This window comes from Ignavibacteriales bacterium (assembly GCA_016214905.1).
Lineage (GTDB): Bacteria > Bacteroidota > Ignavibacteria > UBA10030 > SZUA-254 > PNNN01.
On sequence record JACRMQ010000007.1, the window covers coordinates 1,226,440 to 1,247,714 of the forward strand.

The 21,275-nt window shown below is 40.2% G+C and carries 16 protein-coding genes; 9 read left to right on the forward strand and 7 right to left on the reverse strand.

Annotation, left to right across the window (positions count from 1 at the left end):
• Positions 1-6: 6 nt before the first annotated feature.
• The gene (locus HZB59_12290) at positions 7-702 is read right to left on the reverse strand and encodes an FKBP-type peptidyl-prolyl cis-trans isomerase (protein ID MBI5022207.1); all 696 of its coding nucleotides are present in this window, start codon (positions 700-702) and stop codon (positions 7-9) included.
• Between the two features lie 156 nt (positions 703-858).
• On the opposite strand from HZB59_12290, the gene HZB59_12295 reads away from it, so the two are divergent.
• Together HZB59_12295 and HZB59_12300 are read left to right on the forward strand one after the other, a co-directional pair.
• The gene (locus tag HZB59_12295; GenBank protein ID MBI5022208.1) at positions 859-1,317 is read left to right on the forward strand and encodes a hypothetical protein; all 459 of its coding nucleotides are present in this window, start codon (positions 859-861) and stop codon (positions 1,315-1,317) included.
• Positions 1,318-1,337: 20 nt separating this feature from the next.
• Positions 1,338-3,956 carry a T9SS type A sorting domain-containing protein gene (locus HZB59_12300; protein ID MBI5022209.1) on the forward strand — a complete coding sequence of 873 codons (2,619 nt, stop codon included), beginning with the start codon at positions 1,338-1,340 and terminating at the stop codon, positions 3,954-3,956.
• Positions 3,957-4,071: 115 nt separating this feature from the next.
• Here HZB59_12300 and HZB59_12305 read toward each other — a convergent pair whose 3' ends face one another.
• The 4 genes from HZB59_12305 to HZB59_12320 form a co-directional block, all read right to left on the reverse strand.
• Positions 4,072-4,632, reverse strand: a complete 561-nt coding sequence (locus HZB59_12305) for a shikimate kinase (protein ID MBI5022210.1) — start codon at positions 4,630-4,632, stop codon at positions 4,072-4,074.
• Positions 4,626-5,321: a hypothetical protein gene (locus tag HZB59_12310; protein ID MBI5022211.1), complete on the reverse strand. Its 696-nt coding sequence runs from the start codon at positions 5,319-5,321 to the stop codon at positions 4,626-4,628. Before HZB59_12310 ends, HZB59_12305 begins: the two co-directional genes overlap by 7 nt.
• 27 nt (positions 5,322-5,348) lie before the next feature.
• Positions 5,349-7,454 carry a peptidylprolyl isomerase gene (locus HZB59_12315; GenBank protein ID MBI5022212.1) on the reverse strand — a complete coding sequence of 702 codons (2,106 nt, stop codon included), beginning with the start codon at positions 7,452-7,454 and terminating at the stop codon, positions 5,349-5,351.
• A 260-nt stretch (positions 7,455-7,714) separates the two neighbouring features.
• Positions 7,715-8,905, reverse strand: coding sequence for an NAD(P)/FAD-dependent oxidoreductase (locus tag HZB59_12320; GenBank protein MBI5022213.1), 1,191 nt, complete (start codon positions 8,903-8,905; stop codon positions 7,715-7,717).
• 128 nt (positions 8,906-9,033) lie between these two features.
• Here HZB59_12320 and HZB59_12325 point away from each other — a divergent pair, with 128 nt between their 5' ends.
• From HZB59_12325 to HZB59_12335, 3 genes are all read left to right on the forward strand, one after another.
• Positions 9,034-9,384 carry an STAS domain-containing protein gene (locus tag HZB59_12325; GenBank protein MBI5022214.1) on the forward strand — a complete coding sequence of 117 codons (351 nt, stop codon included), beginning with the start codon at positions 9,034-9,036 and terminating at the stop codon, positions 9,382-9,384.
• 15 nt (positions 9,385-9,399) lie between these two features.
• Positions 9,400-9,870, forward strand: a complete 471-nt coding sequence (locus HZB59_12330; GenBank protein ID MBI5022215.1) for a YbhB/YbcL family Raf kinase inhibitor-like protein — start codon at positions 9,400-9,402, stop codon at positions 9,868-9,870.
• A gap of 355 nt (positions 9,871-10,225) precedes the next feature.
• Positions 10,226-11,869, forward strand: a complete 1,644-nt coding sequence (locus HZB59_12335; GenBank protein ID MBI5022216.1) for a peptide chain release factor 3 — start codon at positions 10,226-10,228, stop codon at positions 11,867-11,869.
• A 69-nt stretch (positions 11,870-11,938) separates the two neighbouring features.
• Here HZB59_12335 and HZB59_12340 read toward each other — a convergent pair whose 3' ends face one another.
• Positions 11,939-14,605 (reverse strand): carbohydrate binding family 9 domain-containing protein, encoded by a 2,667-nt coding sequence (locus HZB59_12340; GenBank protein MBI5022217.1) that lies wholly within the window; start codon positions 14,603-14,605, stop codon positions 11,939-11,941.
• Between the two features lie 214 nt (positions 14,606-14,819).
• On the opposite strand from HZB59_12340, the gene HZB59_12345 reads away from it, so the two are divergent.
• The 4 genes from HZB59_12345 to HZB59_12360 all read left to right on the forward strand — a co-directional run bounded on the left by HZB59_12345 (position 14,820) and on the right by HZB59_12360 (position 19,488).
• Positions 14,820-15,773, forward strand: coding sequence for an ATP-binding cassette domain-containing protein (locus HZB59_12345; protein ID MBI5022218.1), 954 nt, complete (start codon positions 14,820-14,822; stop codon positions 15,771-15,773).
• A 134-nt stretch (positions 15,774-15,907) separates the two neighbouring features.
• Positions 15,908-16,486, forward strand: coding sequence for an ABC transporter permease subunit (locus HZB59_12350; GenBank protein ID MBI5022219.1), 579 nt, complete (start codon positions 15,908-15,910; stop codon positions 16,484-16,486).
• A 16-nt stretch (positions 16,487-16,502) separates the two neighbouring features.
• A complete protein-coding gene (locus tag HZB59_12355; GenBank protein MBI5022220.1) occupies positions 16,503-18,086 on the forward strand; it encodes a Gldg family protein in 1,584 nt (527 codons plus the stop codon).
• A gap of 22 nt (positions 18,087-18,108) precedes the next feature.
• On the forward strand, positions 18,109-19,488 hold the full coding sequence (locus HZB59_12360; GenBank protein ID MBI5022221.1) for a DUF4340 domain-containing protein: 1,380 nt from the start codon (positions 18,109-18,111) through the stop codon (positions 19,486-19,488).
• 52 nt (positions 19,489-19,540) lie between these two features.
• Here HZB59_12360 and HZB59_12365 read toward each other — a convergent pair whose 3' ends face one another.
• Positions 19,541-21,223, reverse strand: coding sequence for a hypothetical protein (locus HZB59_12365; protein ID MBI5022222.1), 1,683 nt, complete (start codon positions 21,221-21,223; stop codon positions 19,541-19,543).
• Positions 21,224-21,275: the final 52 nt, after the last annotated feature.

Here is a 21,275-nt window from a genome sequence, read left to right on the forward strand (position 1 = left end):
TTGGATTTATTTTCCTTTAGCTGAAATCAACTCAACTTCGAAGACCAAAGTTGAATTCGGGCCGATCAGATTTCCGGCGCCGCGTTCACCGTATGCTAATTCAGATGGAATATAAAATGTAAATTTCGATCCAACCGGCATTAGTCCAACACCTTCTGTCCAACCTTTTATTACCTGATTTAACGGGAATGTTGTTGGTTCTCCGCGTTTGATCGAGCTGTCGAATTCTGTTCCGTTAATAAGTGTGCCGCGATAATGCACTGTAACAGTATCGGTTGCGGCAGGTTTTTTACCAGTTCCCATTTTTTCAACTTTATACTGCAAACCGCTTGCGGTTACCTGAACTCCTGCTTTTTTCTTATTTTCTTCAAGGAATGCCGCTCCTTCAGTTTTATTTTTCTCTCCTTGTGCTTTCATAGTTTCCTCTTGTTTTGCCATCATTCTTTTTTGAAAATCCATCATACATGCTTGCGATTCTTCATCGGTCATCAGCTTTTTGCTGCTGTCGAGGACATCTTTTATTCCCTGGGCGACGATAGTGGGGGATACCACGATTGATTGTGATTTTAAATTTTGCCCTATGCTCATTCCTATACTGTAACTGACGCTGTCTTGCTGTGTCTTCAGTTCAACTTTATTCTGCGTGTTACTCTGGCAGGCAACAATACCTATTGAAAGCGCGATGAACAGAATATACTTCATTAAAAAATCCTTTCGAAAATATTGATAAATATGGCAGTAAGTGTGTATTCTTTAAATTTGCCTCAGTAATGATACGATTTTCAACACGATTATCCAAATAATGATTTTAAATAGATGTGGCTTGATTTTATCTCTGAATCTCACCATATTATATATATGAAAGTACTCATCATCTCTTCTTTAATCATAGTTACTATTTTTTCCGGATGTTGTTCTTCCGGGAAAACATCTTGCGACACCAAGGACACAGCAGATTCGCTGTCTAAACCGAGGATGAATACTCCGGTGAATGTCGCACACATCGCAGCTAATTCCTCGAATATTCAGATCAAGATTGATTCTGTCCAAAAAATTGACAACTATGATTTTAAGTTGTTTGGAAAAGTAATATCAGAACAGAACAACGTTTCTGAAAACCCAACACCGGATATCGGCATAAATATCGAGCTTATTCCTGATTTCTTTAAGAACGAAGAGAATATCATCGATTATTCTCATGAACGGAATAAGCGCATCATGAAATTGAGTGCGGCTCGGATAGGAGATGTCTATTCAATTGTTATTTCGAGAGATAATAACGGAACAATCCATCTCATCGATTTAATCGAACAATAACATTTATTTTAAGGATGAAAATGAAAACGATTCACTATTCAATCATAATGTTTATCACACTGTTTTTGGTAACTTTTTTTGTTACCCGATTCGATGATGTTCAAAAAACAACGGTGGCCGGCAAAACGGGTGTAGAATCAATACCATCAAATCTTAAGTCAACCGGCGCGATGGAGGCGATGAAATGGTATAATGATCAACGAGCGTACCCGACAGGGAAAATTCCTTACGGCTGGCGCGAAAAGGCAGAAGACCATATCAAGAAATTTAATTTATCAAAATCCGGTTCTGTCAACGCGGTAACCTGGACATCGGTTGGACCATCCAATGTGGGTGGAAGGGTCCGCTCAATAGCTGTCGATCCTGCGAATTCAAATATTATCTACGCCGGATCTGTTAGCGGGGGAATTTGGAAGAGCACCAATGGCGGTTCGGGTTGGGCTCCCATCTCAGATTTTGTCTCGAACATGGTAATAGGTTGCATTACTATCGATCCCTTAAATTCAAATATTATTTATGCAGGTACCGGCGAGGGATATTTTAATTATGATGCACTTCGGGGGATTGGTGTGTTGAAATCAACAGATGCAGGTGCAACATGGACTGTCTTGAATAATTTTGTCGGTGCAGGCGCTAATTATTATTACTATTTCATCAATAAAATTGTCATACGTCCAGATAATCCTAACATTCTGTTTGCTGCAGTAACGAATAATTCGGAAGGTATTTGGAAATCAACAGATGCAGGTGCAAGCTGGTCGAAAATTACAACCCCGAGCACGTCGAAATTCTGTACCGATCTTGTTCTCGATCCTAATAATTCAAACACCATGTACGCCGCGTTTGGATTATTCAGTTCTGATGGCGTCTATAAAACAACCAACGGCGGAACAAGCTGGACTAAATTAGCAACCGGTTTTCCCGCGACTACGTTGAAGTATACCCGGATCAGTTTGTCTATATCTAAAACAAATCCTGCAGTACTATTCGCAAGTGTCGCCGATTCGAATTATTACACTCATGGTATTTATAAACTTAATACCTCCGGTACATCGTGGGTTACTCTTACAACACCATATGATTATACTGTTAATGTAAGCGGAACACACCTCGGAGGTCAGGGTTGGTACAACAATGTTATCACGGCTCATCCCACGGATACGAATACGGTTTATGTGGGAGGAATTAACTTATTCCGGACGACTAACGGAGGTTCCTTATGGAATAGATTAAGCGATGGTTACAGTGCACCGTATGTACATGTAGATCAACATGCGATAACGATTGATCCAAATAATTATTCAACCGTTTATTTCGGTTGCGATGGCGGAGTTTTTAAATCTACGACAGGCGGTAATTCATTCAACGATATGAATTCCGGTTTTAGCACAATACAATTTTATAGCGGGGCTGTGCATCCTACAATCGCCGCGTACTTCGGCGGTACCCAGGATAACGGAACATTAAAAACTACAACACCAACGACTTGGCAATCGGCGTTCGGAGGTGATGGCGGTGATGTGTGGATTAATTATAATTCTCCGAATATCATCTTTACCGAATATGTAAATTTAACAATCTTTAAGTCTACTGATGGGGGAAGCAGTTGGAATAAGGCGATGAATGGAATTCCAACCGGACCTAATTATTATGATGGTACCACAGATCGTGTAGATTTTATCGCACCTTACACGATGGATCCGGGGAATCCTTCAAACTTAGTTGCAGGAACTTATAAAATTTACCGAACAACAAATAGCGGCACTCTTTGGACGAGTATCAGCGGTGACCTTACGGGGGATGGAGCCGGAAGTACAGGAGCAATCATCACTGCTATAGGAATTGCAAAAAGCTCGAGTGTCACCATTTATGTTGGTACCGGCGGGAGCGGAACAAGTACAGCAAAAGTTTGGGTAACCACCAATACGGGAACGAACTGGACAAATGTTACGGTAGCTCCGATCCCTAATCGCCGTGTAACAGCTATCGCAGTTGATCCGAATAATCGAGATAGCGCGTATGTATGTTTCTCTGGCTACGGTACAGGGCATTTATATTTTACTGCAAACCGCGGTACATCTTGGAGTAATAAAAGTGGAAATTTACCCGACATACCGGTAAATGCAATAATAATCGATCCGGTGAATGTGAGCCACCTTTTCCTCGGAACGGATCTTGGAGTATATGAATCGAACGATGGTGGTACAACATGGACGCAGCAAAACAGTGGTATGGCAAATGTCTCGGTTGCAGATCTGGATTTGAACAATAACGGATATTTATTTGCAGCGACTCATGGAAGAGGAATGTTCAAAACTGTAAATGCAGTGGGGATTAAAGATGAGAACATAACGACGCCAACAGCTTTTAATCTGGAGCAAAATTTTCCAAATCCGTTTAATCCTTCAACTTTGATATCGTTCAGCATTGCCGAACCAAGTTACGTTGCGCTGAAGATCTTTGATATGTCGGGCCGCGAAGTGGTCGTAATCGAAGATGGTGAATTACACCAAGGAAGATATGAGAGGAAATTTGACGGATCAACGATAGCGTCTGGTGTGTATTTCTATAATTTGAAAGTTTCGGGGAAGAACGGCAATCACTTCTCCCAAACAAAAAAAATGATATTAGTTAAATAGAATTAAAATTTACATCATTGGGAAATTGTGATTAGGTTGGGAGACGATCTGGAGGGTATTTATACCCTCCTTGAAATTAAAGATAAGCCCTATCACCTTTGGTAGGGCTTATTTATTAAGGGGAAATCAATGGTTTTAATGCCCTAACGATCCTGTCTACAGTTAATCCTATTTTTTCATTTTTTATCTCTACGATCAGATCAGCCTGATGATAATTACTCTCTCGATCGTGTAAGAGCGAATAAATGCGATTTCTCAGTTCATCACCGGATAATTTCTCACCGTTAATGCTCCTAAGCAACGGTCTGTCTAACTTGTTTTTTAAACGCTTGATCAATAACTCCGGATCGATTTTTAGATATAACAATATTCCATATTTACTGACTATCGTCATATTATCATCATCTTGTAATGTCCCGCCACCCAACGAGATCACCTGTCTGGAATTCAATGAAAGTTCGGAAAGAATAATATTCTCGATTTTTCGAAAATACTTTTCACCTCTTTCCGTGAAAATATAAGTGATCGATTTGCCTTCCTTTTCTTCTATCTCCCTGTCAAGATCTGTATATCTGTAACCGATCGTGTTTGCAATGATGGGTCCCAGCGTACTTTTGCCGCTACCCATAAATCCGGTCAGGAAAATATTATTTTTTGGAAATATTTCTGTTACCATTTAATAACGATTCCTAAAGAGAGTAACAGACCGTCTATGCTTACCCGCGAGTCACTGGACTCAATAGAAAATGGAAGCGTTGAGTTATTAGCTAATTCGATTTTGTCACTTTCTGAAGAGAATTGTACCTCTCTAAATTTAATTTCTGTACGTGCAGAGAATATCGATGTTAATTTATATTCACAACCTGTCAGGATGTGAATGCCCGCGCCCGGAGAAAAATGGTTTATATGATTTTCGATTCCGTCTATTGATAAATCACGTCCTCCAAAATATAATCCAATTCCCCCGCCGATATAAAATGTAAGCGATTGTATTCCGATCGGTAATTTGAAATACGAAGATGCTTCAATAGGAATGGCATAATATCCATCGACTATTTTTCCCTGGTTCGATGGGTCTAATAGATTTATTTTATTTGTATGAGCTGAAAGATATTCAATGGAGAAGCCTAGTTCTGTTTGACCATCAGAGAGGGGAAATCGGTAATCGATTCCAAATCCCCAAATTTCATCGATAGAAAAATATTGATTTCGGATTGCAGGATCGGAATCTTTGGAATGATGATAAATTTTTGATGTGGTTGTTAACGATCCGGAGAGTGTCACGCTTTGCTGCCGGTTTTGAGCCGGCAGCATTTCGGAAAAAAGGAGGAGGAGTGGCAATATCGTGCCGCTAATTAAGCGCACGAGCTATCCCTTTCTGTTCAATAAGATCTATCTGTAAAATTTATCTCGGTTGTCAACAATATCCGCATTCTTCTTGAGCTGTTCAATCCACTGACTGAAGAAGCGATTTCGCCTTTCGCTGAGCAATTGATTCCGTAACATAGGACGTTGAGAAGTGTAGACTGTTGAATCGAATGCCGACTTATTAATTAATTTTATCAAATAAACGCCTCGTTGACTTTCAATTGGCTGAGAAAGATCGCCTGTATTTAATTGACTGATCCCACCAAAGAATCCAAGATCACGGCCGATTCCGGGGATATAACCCGATAAAGAAAACGAGGTTAGATGCTGTACATTAATTTTCGGATTCATTTGAGATAATTTTTGAAGACTATCCGTTTGCGATATAGATTTACGGGTTTCTGCAGCTATCAATTTTACTTTTTCTAATTTCTTATCTCGTTTGAGCCGACTTTCAACAACCGTTTTAACTTCATCAAATGGGCGAATGCCGGCCTCTTTCACTTCTGTTATTTTGAAAACGCCGTATCCATTCGTAACTGAAAAGAGCGGACTCACCGTTCCAACCTTGTTTGAGAAAGCAAATTTGTTAACAGTGCTGTTCATTCCGATTCCCGAAATTCCACCGTCTTTCTGAAACGAAGAAGTTTCCAATACATTCAATTTGCTCTGTTGAGCCTCCTTCTCAAAATCACCTTCCTGAGCAAGGTAGGCAAAGTCTTGAGCCTGCTGAGAAATATTCGTGCGAGTTCTGGAACTGATCCGGATCTGCATATGGATATCCGAAAACTTTACCTCACGATTGTCCCGTGCGTGAACTTTAATGATATGATACCCGAAATCCGATTTAATGGGAGCGAGTAACTCACCAACTTTCGCTTTGAAGGCGGCTGTTTCGAATTGTTTAACCATTTTACCTTTGCTGAACCAACCTACGTCGCCACCCCGACTGCCAGAACCCGGATCTTGGGAATTATCTTTCGCAATCTGGGCGAAATTTTTTCCATTCTTTATGTCATTGAAAAGATTTTTTGCTTTTGCGAATGCGGCAGCGCTGTCATTATTTTCAATTTTTATCAAGATATGGCTTGCATGTATAAATTCATTCTTGCCGGGCTGGAAGGCAGTTACTTTCATCAGATGAAAACCGTCAAAATCTTTAACGGGACCAACAATATCTCCAACCTTGGCTTGAAATAAAGCATTTTCTTTTTCAGCACTCATCTGTCCATGTGCGACAAACGATTCGGTTACATTTGTTTCGTTGTACATATTTTTCAGAGTATCAAAATCAACTCCGGCTTGCGCACGTTTTATGATGTCTTGCAGTTCAGCTATAACATCGTTCGTGTCGGTCGTTGAAGGTACTTCATTGAATATTACATATTTCAATTTCCTGGTGGCTTCAACTTTATAATCTTCAGAATGCTCATTGAAATAATTGCGGAGATCGTCATCTGATACTGAAATTTCGTTATCAGGTATGAGTGTATTCGGATCGAAGAATGCGTAATCGGCATCGTACTTTATATTCTGATCAGAAAATTTTTGATAAACATCATTTTCAGATACATTAACACTTGCGGTAATTATACTTTGGAGTTTTTCACGCTGACGCTGTCTGCGTAGAAGCTCTTCTATCTGTATCATGATACCTTTATTTTTCGGATCCATTATAGTAGCATCATATGCCTGTCTGTTGAATTGACCCGTTGAATCTGTAAATTGTCTTGTTAAAAATTCAGGTGGTTGTTCACCTTTTACCCAGTCAACGATCTCCTGGTCGGTGATTTTGATCCCTAATTTAGCGATCTGTTCATCGTATAAGGTTTCTTCTACCAATTGCTGCCAAATTTGATCACGGATCGATTGTTGCTGGTTTTCATCGGGTTCTGTTCCGGTTTGGGCTTTTTGATTGTCAACGGCTTTCCGAAACATCTCGGCAAATTCTTTTGATGTGATAGCACGTTCGTTAATTTTGCCAATCTCTTGTGATTCTATTTGCATCCGGGATTGTTTTCGTCCGGTTATATCCATTCCCCAATCGAGAACGATGTAAATAACGAAAACTCCGGCGAATATTGAGAAAAATGTCGCTAATCTCTCACGTATTTGTGTCATTAAAGGCATGTGTAGGTTATCCTTTGAAAAAATGTTCAGGAAATTAAAAATACTTCAAAATATACGAGAAAAATGCAAGATAAGCAATGGAAAAATTGGATTAAATAAAAAAGCCGCTCTAGGGGGTACCTAAAGCGGCTAAACGTTCATCCTTCTACATATCCACCGTATCGTTACGTATTCCACATCCAATCGGAAGGATGCCGTTCATATTACGTAACATCGTCCGGATAAATGAAAGTTCCCTAATTTAGAAAAATATTTTTCCCCTAAAGCCAACGCCAAAGCCAATATTTTTCCAATACTACCTTACTCCAGTGCAATGTAACATTCGGGTCTGTCCAGGATAGTACAGATTTTTCAGTGTTTATTAAGTTTCCATGTAAGTATGATGCCTTGCCATTTCCGGTTTCAAGGAAAAAAAATCCATAACCGGAAAATTCTTTCCTATCAGAATTTTCCTGCAGCTCTTGAGCAATATTAAATGCTACAACTTCGGCTTGATTGTTGGCAAATATCCCTGCCTTCGGAAGAATGTGACCATTCTCCATCTTTATATTAATGCAATCGCCAATAGCATAGATGTTGTTGAAGTCGGTTTGCATAGTTCGCTTGTTCACTTTGATCCAGCCCGATGCATCCAACATATTTGATAATCGAAGAGCATCAGGCGGTTTCATAGGGGGAACTATGATCGATATATCTGGTTCGGATGATTTCGTTTGTAAGGTGATTCGAGATATTGGATCATCAGGATTTTTGTCAAGTTGGGTATTGGGTAAAAAATTTATATGCTGATCAACCAGAAGTTTTCGCATCTGAATGTTGATTTCTGATGGAGCGAATGGAAGCGGTTCTTGGTTAGGTGAATTCAATATGATCTCGATATTACCGATTCCTCTTTTCTGATAAAATGACGAGAGCAGAAAAGCGGCATCGAATGGAGCAAACGGATATTTAACCTCATTACTTAATTGAGATATTTCAATCTTACCGCCCGGAAATATCGGGATAATCTTGCTTAACTCAACAGCTCCTTCGAATGTGTAAAATGTATTTACGCGGTTGCCGACTGCAAACTCTGCCGGTAACTCGTTATCAGCTCCAAGTGCGATCACCAGATAATCAAAATGAAAATTTCCCCGGTCTGTCACAACGATTTTATCATTCTTATCAATCGATATTACCTCTGCTTGTTGAAATTCTATTCCGTGTTTTTCTAGGGAAGTAAATGGTTTTGTGATTGCTGCCGGAGTGCGCCATCCGATCACAATCCAGAGGAATGATGGTTGGAAAGCATGATAAGAATGTCTGTCGATAACGATAATTTTGTGTTGGCTGCCAATGTGTTTTCTCAGGTCTCGTGCTGTAACAATACCACCCATTCCACCGCCAATAATGATAATCGTTTTTTGTTCCATAATTGAATCTACAAAAATATCGGTAAAAAATCGAATCATAAAAACTGATCAGATTTTACATTTCTTCACGGAAAACTTATAAAATGTGTAAAGTTGCATTTTAAACAATACTTTCGTAAGATTCAGAATTCAAATAAAGAAATCAAAATTCAAACAGTGAGGAATATATGGTAATCAAAGAAAAAATGGAAAACGATATCGCGATACTCAATTTAAAAGGCGATCTTCTGGGTGAACCGGATACAACCACCCTGAGAGATAAAATTCATAGTCTCGTGGGTGATGAGGTAAAAAAAGTTGTTATCGATCTGGGAGGAGTGAATTACATGAACAGCAGCGGACTGGGTACGCTGATTTCAACTCTGACAACAATGCGTAATGCCGAAGGTGAATTGAAATTAGCGAGAGTTGGAAAAAAAGTTCAGAATCTTTTCATCATCACTCAATTGGTGAAAGTTTTTGATACTTACGAAACTGTTGACCGCGCAACCGCGAGTTTCAGCGGTAAGAAGAAATAATAGCTGGCTCAGAATATGAATCTTAAATCATCGGCATTTGAAGATGACGAGCCGATACCAACGAAGTATGCTCATTCGGGTGTTGCCGGGGGGAGGAACATCTCAATTCCGCTTGAATGGGAGAATCCACCGGAGGGAACAAAATCGTTCGCACTCTCGATTATCGATCCGCATCCGGTAGCCCGGAATTGGATCCATTGGCTTGCAGTCAATATCCCGGTCGGCATTAGCGTGCTTGCCGAAGATGTTTCGGGAAAGAAAATGCCCTCCGGTTCAAAAGAGCTTTACAATTCTTATGGTGAATTAGGTTATGGTGGACCGCAACCCCCCAAAGGTTCCGGACCTCATCCGTATGTCATCACGCTTTACGCGCTTGATGTGGAAAAAATAGATCTTACTGCTAACTCAAGTTTAACTGCTTTCGAAAAAACAATCGATGGTAAAGTAATTACATCATCGAGTATCACAGGAATATTTGAACGATAACATAGTTTAACGTGTTGGAGATTCTTGAAACCAATTCATTGACGAGAGATCACTCCAACCATTCAGATTGAAAATCCTTCCAAAAAGATCCCAGAGATTAAAGGTGAAGAAAGTATTACGGATTATATAATCTCCTGCTCGTAAAATATATTATTGAAACACCCGGTGATGTTTTCAAAAAGGGAAAGGAAATTTGGCTCTATCGCGAAGTTTTTGTATTTTAGGATTGAATGATTCTCCATTTTATCCATATAACTATTACGCAACTGTAGTCCATCCTTTGCAATTCGGGGCATGATGGATGTCCCGCTCTTGAATCCGATAATAATTCAATAAAAATTCCAAACAAACATTAATGAAACATACCGAACTTACCCGACGCCGCACTTTTGGCATTATCAGTCACCCGGATGCAGGGAAAACCACACTTACAGAGAAACTGCTCTTATTTGGAGGTGCAATCCATACTGCGGGTGCTGTAAAAAGCAATAAGATCAGAAAGACAGCAACATCCGACTTCATGGAAATTGAGAAACAACGTGGAATTTCGGTCGCAACCTCAGTAATGGGGTTCGAACACAGAGATTATAAGATTAATATTTTGGATACACCGGGTCATAAAGATTTTGCGGAAGATACGTATAGAACTCTCACGGCTGTCGACAGCGTAATCCTTGTTATAGATTGTGTGAAGGGTGTGGAAGAACAGACCAGGAAGCTTATGGACGTGTGCCGCATGCGAAGCACACCGGTTATCGTGTTCGTCAATAAATTAGACAGAGAAGGGCGAGATCCGTTCGCGCTTTTAGATGAACTTGAACGGGAGCTCGGCATTCATAGTCGGCCACTAACTTGGCCCATCGGTATCGGCACCCGCTTTCAAGGTGTATACAATTTATTCGAGAAGCAACTGGAATTATTCTCACCCAATAAAACCAACATTTCAGATGATATTATCGCTCTTGATGATCTTGCAAGTCCGTTGGTTGATAAATATATCGGTGCCGATTCAGCCGCAAAACTTCGTGACGATATTGGAATCATTGAAGGAGTTTACGAACCGTTCGATGAAGAACATTACCGCGATGCTTACCTTGCGCCGGTTTTTTTCGGTAGTGCCATAAATAATTTTGGCGTGAAAGAATTGTTAGATACTTTTGTCACAATCGCGCCATCTCCCCAATCTAGAGAGACGAATGTCAGAAAAGTCGATCCCGCGGAAGATGCATTCAGCGGATTCATTTTCAAAATTCACGCGAACCTCGATCCTAACCACCGTGATCGAATCGCATTCTGTCGCGTTTGTTCCGGAAGGTTTGAACGGAATAAATTTTATTATCACACACGGCTCGATAAAGAACTACGCTTCACCAGTCCTACGAGCTTTATGGCGAACGAAAAGAGCGTTATAGAAGAAGCGTGGCCCGGAGATGTTATCGGATTGTATGACACTGGAAATTTCAAAATTGGTGATACACTGACAGAAGGTGAACAGTTCAGCTACAAAGGTATTCCAAGATTTTCGCCGGAGGTATTCAGACAGATTTTCAATAAAAATCCATTCAAAGCAAAACAATTGAACAGGGGAATTCGGCAGCTTTCCGACGAAGGTGTCGCTCAATTATTTCTTCGCCAGCAAGGGAATATCAAGATTGTTGGCACGGTCGGTGAGATGCAATTTGAAGTTATAAAATTCAGATTGCTGCATGAGTACAGCGCGGAGTGCGATTTTCACCCGTTAAATATTTATAAAGCTTTCTGGTTCACTTCTGCTGACGACAATCAGCTCGAGCGTTTTCACTTATTGCAGAAGCAGCATATCGCGTTTGATAAAGATGAACATCCTGTGTTTCTTGCGGAAGGAACTTGGTCGCTTAAATCTGCGCAGGAGATGTTTCCTGAAATCGAGTTTCACCTAACGTCAGAGTTGAAGACCGATGCAGACGCGGTTCTGAGTATCGGACAATGGGAAAAAAGAAGTAATCTTCATCATCACTAAAACATTGATCAATGATGACGACAGGAGTCAATCTTTATGTCGTGATCAGAATCAGATATTTCTTATAGTCTATGGATGCCACCAGTAAGCAATTTTAAGTAAAAACACATCTTCATGATTTGGTGCTTTTACAAGATTTCCGAAATCACGTCCAAGTTTAAAATCTCCCGCATTGCCGGAATGATCTCCACTTCTTGTCCAAACCAGGAATGCTGTTGAGCCGGGTAAAAATTCCCATCGTAACACCACGTTAAAACGAATATATTTGTCATTGAAGTTTGGATTACTGAAATTGAAATTACGTTCACCCGTTCCATCGGGATCAACCGTGTAACTATCTGTGCTATCGACATATGATATTGTGGAACCGTTTCCACCATACCGGTTGAATGTGAACGTTCCTGCTTTGGCTAATTCTTTGAAATCATAATATTTACCGACTGAAATAAGCGGTTGCAAATAAATCTGCAAACTTAGCTTTGGTGTAAATGTCCAGTCAACTCTTATGCTTGCAGATATTTCGTGCTGATCGAGACGGCTGAACAGATATCGCTTACCGTATGTGTGAATCGCATTCGAGTCGATGACCGGATTCGAATCAGGTATCCATTGCGCTGTTGTCAATCCGCGACTAAATTCAGGGCTGAATCTAAAATTTATACCTGGTGTTGGTTTCCATTCAATTCCGGGTTCAATTTCTATATACGAACCACCTGATTCACTACGCGATGCACCAAGCTCTAATTCATAAATGATTGGATTTCGGGAATCGGTTGAACCGAATAAACCGGCATTATAGGAACGAGTATTTTTCATCATTGGTCCGCCACGAGTCGAGAAGAGATCGTATGTGGGGTTAGTTAATGAAAATTGACCGCCGAAATTCCAATAATTCATAAGATGCGCGTTCCAGAATAGAAAATATCCTTCACCAAATTTATTCCCATCGAAATCGAAATTTCTAAATGTCGCAATTTGGAAGTTTTTACTTCTGAAAATACCATCGGGTTCCAGCCACCGATATCCTAAAACTATATGTCCATTAAATGTGTTTGCGCGCGACTGAAATCCGAGATCATTAACTTCGAATCCGGGTGTTATAAATCCGAATGCAGTATTAAAAATTACGTTTCCTTTTTCTTTGTTTAGTGCTAACCTGCCTGCATAACCGCTTAAACTCGTTTTCGAAGAATCAACAGTTACATAATTTTGATCGGGACGTTGGAAATAATGTAGATATGAGCGTTGTAAATCAATCATTCGTTGGGTAGATCCCTCAACTAAACTAGACGCGAGCCATCCGGCTGCAACATATTCTCGGTCTGAATCGAGATTTGTCCATCCATCTAAACCAACCACATACGAACGCTGATTGTATTGATCGACTAAATATGGTTTATTCAGATCGCGAAAGACAGCAGTACCCATCATTCCTAAAGCTTGACGCCCTTGGTTAAACTCACGCTGACTTCTGATAATATTGTATGATGTTAACGGTTCAACTACATCTTCAAAATTATTACCGGTTCCATCATCTATCTTGGCGTATTCACGTTGGGTCAATGCGCTAACGGTTGCCAACGACCATCCTTCGACAATTTTTCCTGTAAGTTTTGCAGCTCCAAGAATTGTTGTCGCATCCGGAAAATCTTGAAAACCATCATGTTGAACATCACCCCGTGGTTGTCTGCCTATTCTGCGACTGTAAAAAAAGTCCGGGCTTCCCCAGTTGAATCCGTAGTTATTATTCGCCCCGCCGTAACCAAAGTTGAAATAGTTAGAACCCTCCACAAAGAAAGGTCGCTTCTCATCAAAGAATGTTTCAAACTGACTCAGATTGACTACAGCCGGATCGACTTCCACCTGTCCAAAGTCGGGATTTATAGTTGCGTTTAATGTTAGATTGCTTCCAAGACCTATTTTAATATCAGCTCCGGCATTTCCCAAGAAATTTTTTCCGTCATTGAACGGGTCACCTTTTTCAAATTGATTTGTTAATTTTAAACTCGAGACAACATACGGAAGAATTTCAATCCTCGCAGGAGGGTGTATATTTTTTATTCCTGTCAGATCGGCAAAATGAGAAACGAAACCGCTTTCTTTTTTAGGAATCATTACATACCATAACTCTTCTTTCGTGCGCTCTATAGCGCGTGCAATGTTGACTCCCCAAATATATTCGTTCTGTTCGGTGAATCGCAGTTGAGAATATGGTATTCGGAATTCAGCAGTCCAACCTTTATCGTCTATCGTGGTTGCTGCATCCCATACGCCATCCCACGATTTATCGTCCCATGAATCGTTGTACAAAATTCCATCCAGGATTGATCCGCTCGGATAAACGCCGAAAAAAAATCCGGTTCTCCTATCGTGATACGAATCGAATGCGATCGCGAACCAATCCGAATTCAGTTCAGCATCTCGCCTTCCGATTCTGCTTACAATCGAATCGGGATGATCATCAGACAATCTGGCGCCGACATAAATTGCTTCATCGTCGTACGCAATCCAGACTTCAGAACTCTGACTTGGTTTTGCTCCCTCGATAGGTTCTCGCTGAGTGAATTCGGTTATACCGGTTCGCTGCCAATCATTCTCCGAGAGTATTCCATCAATTTTGATTTGATCGATTATTCGATGGGTTTCATGGATTGGTCTTGAATCCAGAGAGTCGAGGTTGAAAGCCAAAAGGGTGATAGGGAAAATAAGGAGAAAAAATATTGTCAGAAATTTCATGTGAACGGCACTTATAATATATTTTGATCAGGTTCAAGTAAATTAACGATATATTCTTCGAAATGTTTCGATTTCATTGATGTCTAGATCATTATGACGAGCAGTAATGATTAAAGTTTACAAACTTGCATTTTTCAATTTTTTTTTTGATATTTTTCATCCATATAATGGAAAATCAAAACACTTTTCTTCACAATCATCGTTTAGAAGCGCGATGTCAATTCAAGTAAATAATTTAATTAAATTGTATGGAGATGCAAAAGCGGTTTCAGACATCTCCTTTGAAGTCCATTCAGGTGAAATTTTAGGATTCCTTGGACCTAATGGCGCGGGTAAAACAACTACCATGCGCATAATTACCTGTTATCTTTCACCGAACGCCGGTTCAATCAAAGTGGAGGGGCACGATATCCAAACCGATTCACTTGCCGTAAGGAAATTAGTCGGATATCTACCTGAACAAAATCCTCTCTACCACGATATGAATGTGCTTGAATATTTAGAATACACGGCACAGTTGCAAGGTGTTGGGAAGTCTTATGTTTCTCAACGAATGAGAGACATGGTGGAAGCGTGCGGTTTGGGTGAAATGAAACATAAAGATATCGGTCAGTTATCGAAAGGATACAGGCAGCGTGTGGGTTTGGCGGCGGCAATGATTCACGACCCGAAGGTATTGATCCTAGATGAACCAACCAGCGGTCTCGATCCGAATCAAATAGTTGAGATTAGAAGTTTGATAAGGGAACTTGGCAAACAAAAGACCGTTATTCTTTCAACGCATATTTTACCCGAAGTTCAAGCCACATGTAATCGTGTTGTAATTATCAACCGTGGTAAAATAGTTGCTGACGGACCGATTGCTGATTTGCAGCGAAGTCTGCACGGAGGGGAAAAAGTTGTGCTCGAAATTGAATTCCCCGATGGACAATCGTTCGAGATGGTCTCTTTGCAATTTAAAACCATCCCGGCAATTGAAACCGTCTCTCTTATCGAAGAGAGAGACAATGTGAAACGGTTCAGCGTTGAAACTTCGACTGCGATCGATATCCGCAAAGAACTTTTTCAAATGTGCGTGCAAAAAAATTGGGGACTGCTTGAACTGCACCGTGCCCAAACAAGTCTTGAAGATATTTTCCGGCAACTAACATCGGACGTGACAAAATGAACTTTCAAAATATAAAAAATATATATTTAAAGGAACTGCGCTCCTTCTTCAATTCACCCGTCGCATATATAATCATCGTTGTTTACCTCACGATCCTGGGATGGTTTTTCGTGAGTAATCTTTTTTTGAATAATATGTCGACACTCAGAACTGTCTTCGAAATGACACCGTTCCTATTATTGTTTTTTGCTCCAGCCATGACCATGCGCTCGATATCCGAGGAGAAAAAATCGGGCACGCTCGAGCTTTTATTCACTAAACCGATAAAAGAGTACGAAATTGTTGCCGGTAAATTTCTTGCGGCATGGGCGCTATACTTCTTTACACTGATGCCCACGCTTTTATATTATATCACAATAACATCGATCGGAGATTTAGATACCGGAGCGGTTATCGGAGGATATTTAGGATTGATGCTGGTTGGTGCGGTATTTCTTGCCATCAGTATTTTCGGTTCCTCGCTCACGGAAAATCAAGTCGTTGCGTTCATTGTAAGTCTGTTCATAGTGTTCGGACTTTTTATGCTGGATAAAGTTTTATTTTATTTGCCAACAACGATCGCGATGGTATTAGAATATATAAGTATCGATTATCATTTCTCTAATATAGCCCGGGGTGTTATTGATACTCGTGATCTGTTATACTATCTCTCAATGATCGGATTCTCGTTGTATCTGGCAACAGTTGTGTTGCAGAAACGCAGATGGGCATAAGGGATTGGAGAATAATATGAGCAAAAGAAACGTAATCTTCCGTCTGATACTCCTTCTAGGAATCATTGTTTTAATTAATATAGTCGGCTTGCGGTTTTTTAGACGACTCGACATGACCAACTTGAATATCTACACACTTTCACCGGCAAGCAAGGAATTGGTTAAAACTCTTGACGATAAATTTTTGGTGAAAGCTTACTTCACATCCGACTTACCTCCTGATTACCAGAACAACCGCCGTGACCTGCGAGATCTTTTGGATGAATACCGCGCTTATGCCGGCGGAAATTTTCAATATGAATTCATCGATCCGGGTAAAAAAGAAGAATTAGAACAAGAAGCACAACGATATGGAATTCCACCCGTTCAAGTACAAGTGCTGAAAGAAGATAAACTTCAAATTGAAAAAGCGTATATGGGAATGGTTTTCTTATACGGTGATAAACAGGAACGAGTGCCGGTCATCCAATCTACGCTTAACATGGAATATGAGATAAGTTCGGCGGTTAAAAAGATGACATCGAAAGAATTGAAGAAGATAGGTTTCTTGTCCGGACAGGGGGAACCCGATTTACCCAAGATGAGCCGACTCCAAGAAATTCTGGCAAAACAATATGAGGTTACAACCGTCGATTTAAGTAACGGTAAACCAATACCGAGTGACATTGCGGCGTTGGTGATGATTGCTCCTACGCAACCGTTTAAAGGTTGGGAAAAATTTCTTATCGATCAATATTTAATGAAGGGTGGTAAGATAGCATTCTTCCTGAATAAAGTGAATGCTTCTCTTCAAACTCAATATGGACAACCGCTCAATCTCAATCTCGATGACATGCTCGAATCGTACGGAGTGCGCATCAACACCGATCTTGTACGTGATATAAGTTGCGCGTATGTAACAGTTCAGCAGCAGGCAGGTTATATGGTGATTCAAAACCAGGTACCGTTCTATTATTTACCGCGTGCCGCTGAATTCGAAAAATCAAGTCCGATAGTAAAAGATTTAAGTTCGGTCGTGTTTTATTTTGCAAGCTCAATCGATACAAGCATGATACGTTCAAAAGGGCTCGTGCCACAAGTTCTGGTCAGAACATCCAATAAAAGCGGCAGACAGGAAAATGTTTTCGTTATAAGCCCAACTATGCAAGCGACAAAAGAAATGTTCTCGGAAAAAGGGATACCGCTCGCAGTTACAGTGGAAGGATCGTTCGCGAGCGCTTATGGCAACAAACCGATCGGGGTCGATTCAAGTTTCCACGGTTCGCTTGATTCAACAAACCGGCTGGTAACGAGTAAGTTATCGAAGATTATTGTTGTGGGCGATGGTGAGTTTGTTCAAGATCAATTCTCCGGTGGAAATAAAGATAATTTTCTGCTTGTAGGTAATATGATCGATTGGCTGGCTGACGACATCGGCCTTGCTGCCATCCGCTCGCGTGAAAGCGGTATGAAACCGTTGGATGAGGTCAGCGAAGGAACGAAATCGTGGATCAAAGGCATCAATCTCGCTGTTCCTCCATTTTTAATTATCGTCATCGGAGTTGTCCGGTGGCGGATGCGCATTGCAACACGGAAAAAATTAGAAGCACGCGGTTTGTGATTATTTTAAATGGGAAATCTCGATGAATAAAACAACTCAAATTCTGATCGCAGTACTTGTAATTCTTGTTGTCATAGTGATTTTGATTTTGCCATCGTCAGGCGAACGTGAAGTAAGTTATGACCTTCCACTCGCTGCGGTAAAGATCGATTCGGGAGCTGTGGTTAAAATCGAAATTGTTCAACCTAAAAGCAGTATCATGTTGGAGAATATCGGTGGAAAATGGGAAGTTACCTCGCCGATTCATGCCACAGCCGATCCGGTTGCCATTGCGCAATTATTGAACGGTTTCTCACAATTTAAGATTGGCAGTCTGATTTCATCCAATCCTGAAAAGCAAAAATTATTTCAAGTCGATTCTTCCGGAACGCGATTGACATTCACCAATCGTAATGCAAAAACAACTAGTTTGATTATCGGGAAAATGGGTCCTTCATTTTCAGAATTATATTTCCGTCTTCCCGATTCAAAAGAAGTTTATCTCGGTGAAGGTGTGGACACATGGAACGTCAACAAGAGCGTGAAAGACTGGCGCGATAAATCAATATATCGAACCATGACTGAATCGATAAAAGAAATAACAATTACAACTGCCGCAAAAGAATTTCTTTTCAACCGTGAATCTGACGGTTGGCATATCGGTGATAGGGTTATCGATAATAATGAGTTGAATCCGCTTCTGAACACGCTTTCAAATTTGCGTGCCGACGATTTCGTCGACACAGTTACCGATATAAACTCGAAACCGATCATTGTTTCTGTTAACGGCGCGGATAAAATATCGCTTTCATTTTATCCTGTATTACCTGACTCCGGAAAATATTTCGTGCGCTCTGCGAGATCTCCTCAATTGTTCATTGTAAACAAATGGATAGTTCAGCAGATATTACAACCGACTGTCAAGCCGATTGCGGGCGTAAAACCATCACTTGAAACAGAAATCGCGGTTGACAAGACACCGATTAAGAAAGAAGAAGTGAAGTCTGCGGAAGTATCAAATCCTGTGATTGAAAAACCAAAACCTGTTCTAGCACCGGCAAAACAAAATATTGAAGCGTCGAAAGAAACACCCAAACAAGTTGAAAAGCAAATAGCTCCGGTTACAAAAGAGAAGGAATCAAAACCAATAGTTGAACCGAAGAAAGAAACTCCAAAGGCGCAAGTTGCTGCACCTAAGCAAGAACTGGAATTAAAAAAACAATTCGAGCAACCAAAAACTCAGCAACCGCCAGAATCGGATGAAGAAGGGGAGTTGATTGTTCATACAGTGGCTAAAGGCGAGTCGATGACGACGATCGCGAAGAAATACAGCGTTACACCTGAAAAAATTATCAAATGGAATCTTCTGAAATCAATAGCGGTAAAACCCGGTCAAGAATTATATATTTATGTGAAGAAGTAAAAGAAAGATCGAAATAGTTTAATAAATTATGGGCAAATATGTTTGCCCATTTTTATTTCTGGGAGATTAAATGCACTTTCCATTGATTCTGTTCGATAATACTGTCGACTTCAGCATGAGGAGTCAGATATAACGCGAGAAATTTATAAATTGAATCTATTGGAATTTCAACCACCTTTGTTTGCGTAATCCTGTCATTCGGATTTGAAGGAAGCGACGGGAGATAACATCCTGCATCTTCGCATTGCTTCAAGATTTTTGGATGCGCGATCACGAGATTCACACCACGATTGACAAGGTAATTAAACGTCGACATCCGTTGATGCCCCGGAGTGATTCCCGTTACTGCCCCTTCTCTTGCGATATATCGGTCGTTCAGTCCGTACATATCAATCGATCGGAGTTCTGAAAAATATGGTATGGCACCTGCTGCTGTGACTCCGATAGTCATGTTTTTTACATGGTTGAAATATTGATGTAATGATTTCCCGATCCCCGACCAATTTTCATCTTCAGCGAAAAGATGATTGTGAAGATTGTGTATCGGCTCGATACGTTCATCTTTATCAAGCGCGAATGTTAAAGCATGGTGAACCGATCCGGAAAGAATGAGAAAGGTCAACACCCACTGGTAAATCCGATTTTTGATAAAGTAAAAGATCACCCAACCAAAAAGAATAAAAATGAAAGGCATAATAGGAACAAAAAATCTGAATTCCATAAAATCCCCGCCGATTTTAATCACGTACGCGAGCCATAAACCGATCAGCGAGCAGAGAAGGATTATGTGTGAAATTTTATTTTTGAATATCGATTTCACTGCAAAAATCGAAATGATTGAAATAGGAAACAACAAATAACTGAAGATAAATGTCGATACATATTTCAATCCTTTGAGCGGGGAAGTGATTGCAGAAGCTTTGACGTAAAAGGTGTTCGGTAAAATATTGCCGTAGTATGATAGCTTCCATAACAACCACGATCCCACTATGATCATAATCGGTGCCGTAAGAAATAGTGAATACCTGATTTTTATTCGGGCAGGAAAATTAAGCGAGAATATTTTATTCCCGATAAATATCGTCAATAACAAAATAACTATTCCCGAATCGAGACGGGTTAGAATGGCGAGTGCAAATAATATTGAAGTAACGAACAGATATTTATGTTCAAAATTGGAGCCGATTGTTATTTTCAGTGTAAAATAAAAACCAAGAATTAACAGAGCAGTTTGCATTTGTGTTTCAAGCCCGCCTGTTGCATATGATAAAAATGTGTAATTCAAACCGAGTAAGAGCATAACTATGAATGACATCTCTTTTGTTTCGAAAAGCAGACGAGAAGTTTTGTAAGTTGTTATTATTGAAATTGTGAAAAATATTAATCCCAACAGATACGCACAAGTGATCGGGTTAATGCCGGAAATTATTCCTCCACTAATCAAGATTGTCCATAGAAAGTTTGTATATCCCTCAACCCGCTCGTTTGAATTCCAGACAAGACCTTCACCATTGATGAAATTTTGAGCGTACCTGAAAGATATGAATGCGTCATCTTGAATGAACCGTTGCGACCATGCGAACGCAACCAGCAGGACGATCGTAAAAATGAAGATAACTGAATAATATTTTTGATAAAAAGCAAACAAACTTCCGAGCATTTTAAGCTTACCTCTGGATAATGAGAAGTGCTTCCGCCAACATCGTCCGACAATAACAAATATTACTCCCGGCATCCTAAACTCAACTTATAATTAATGATGTTACGGAAAATTTAAATCAAGGTCA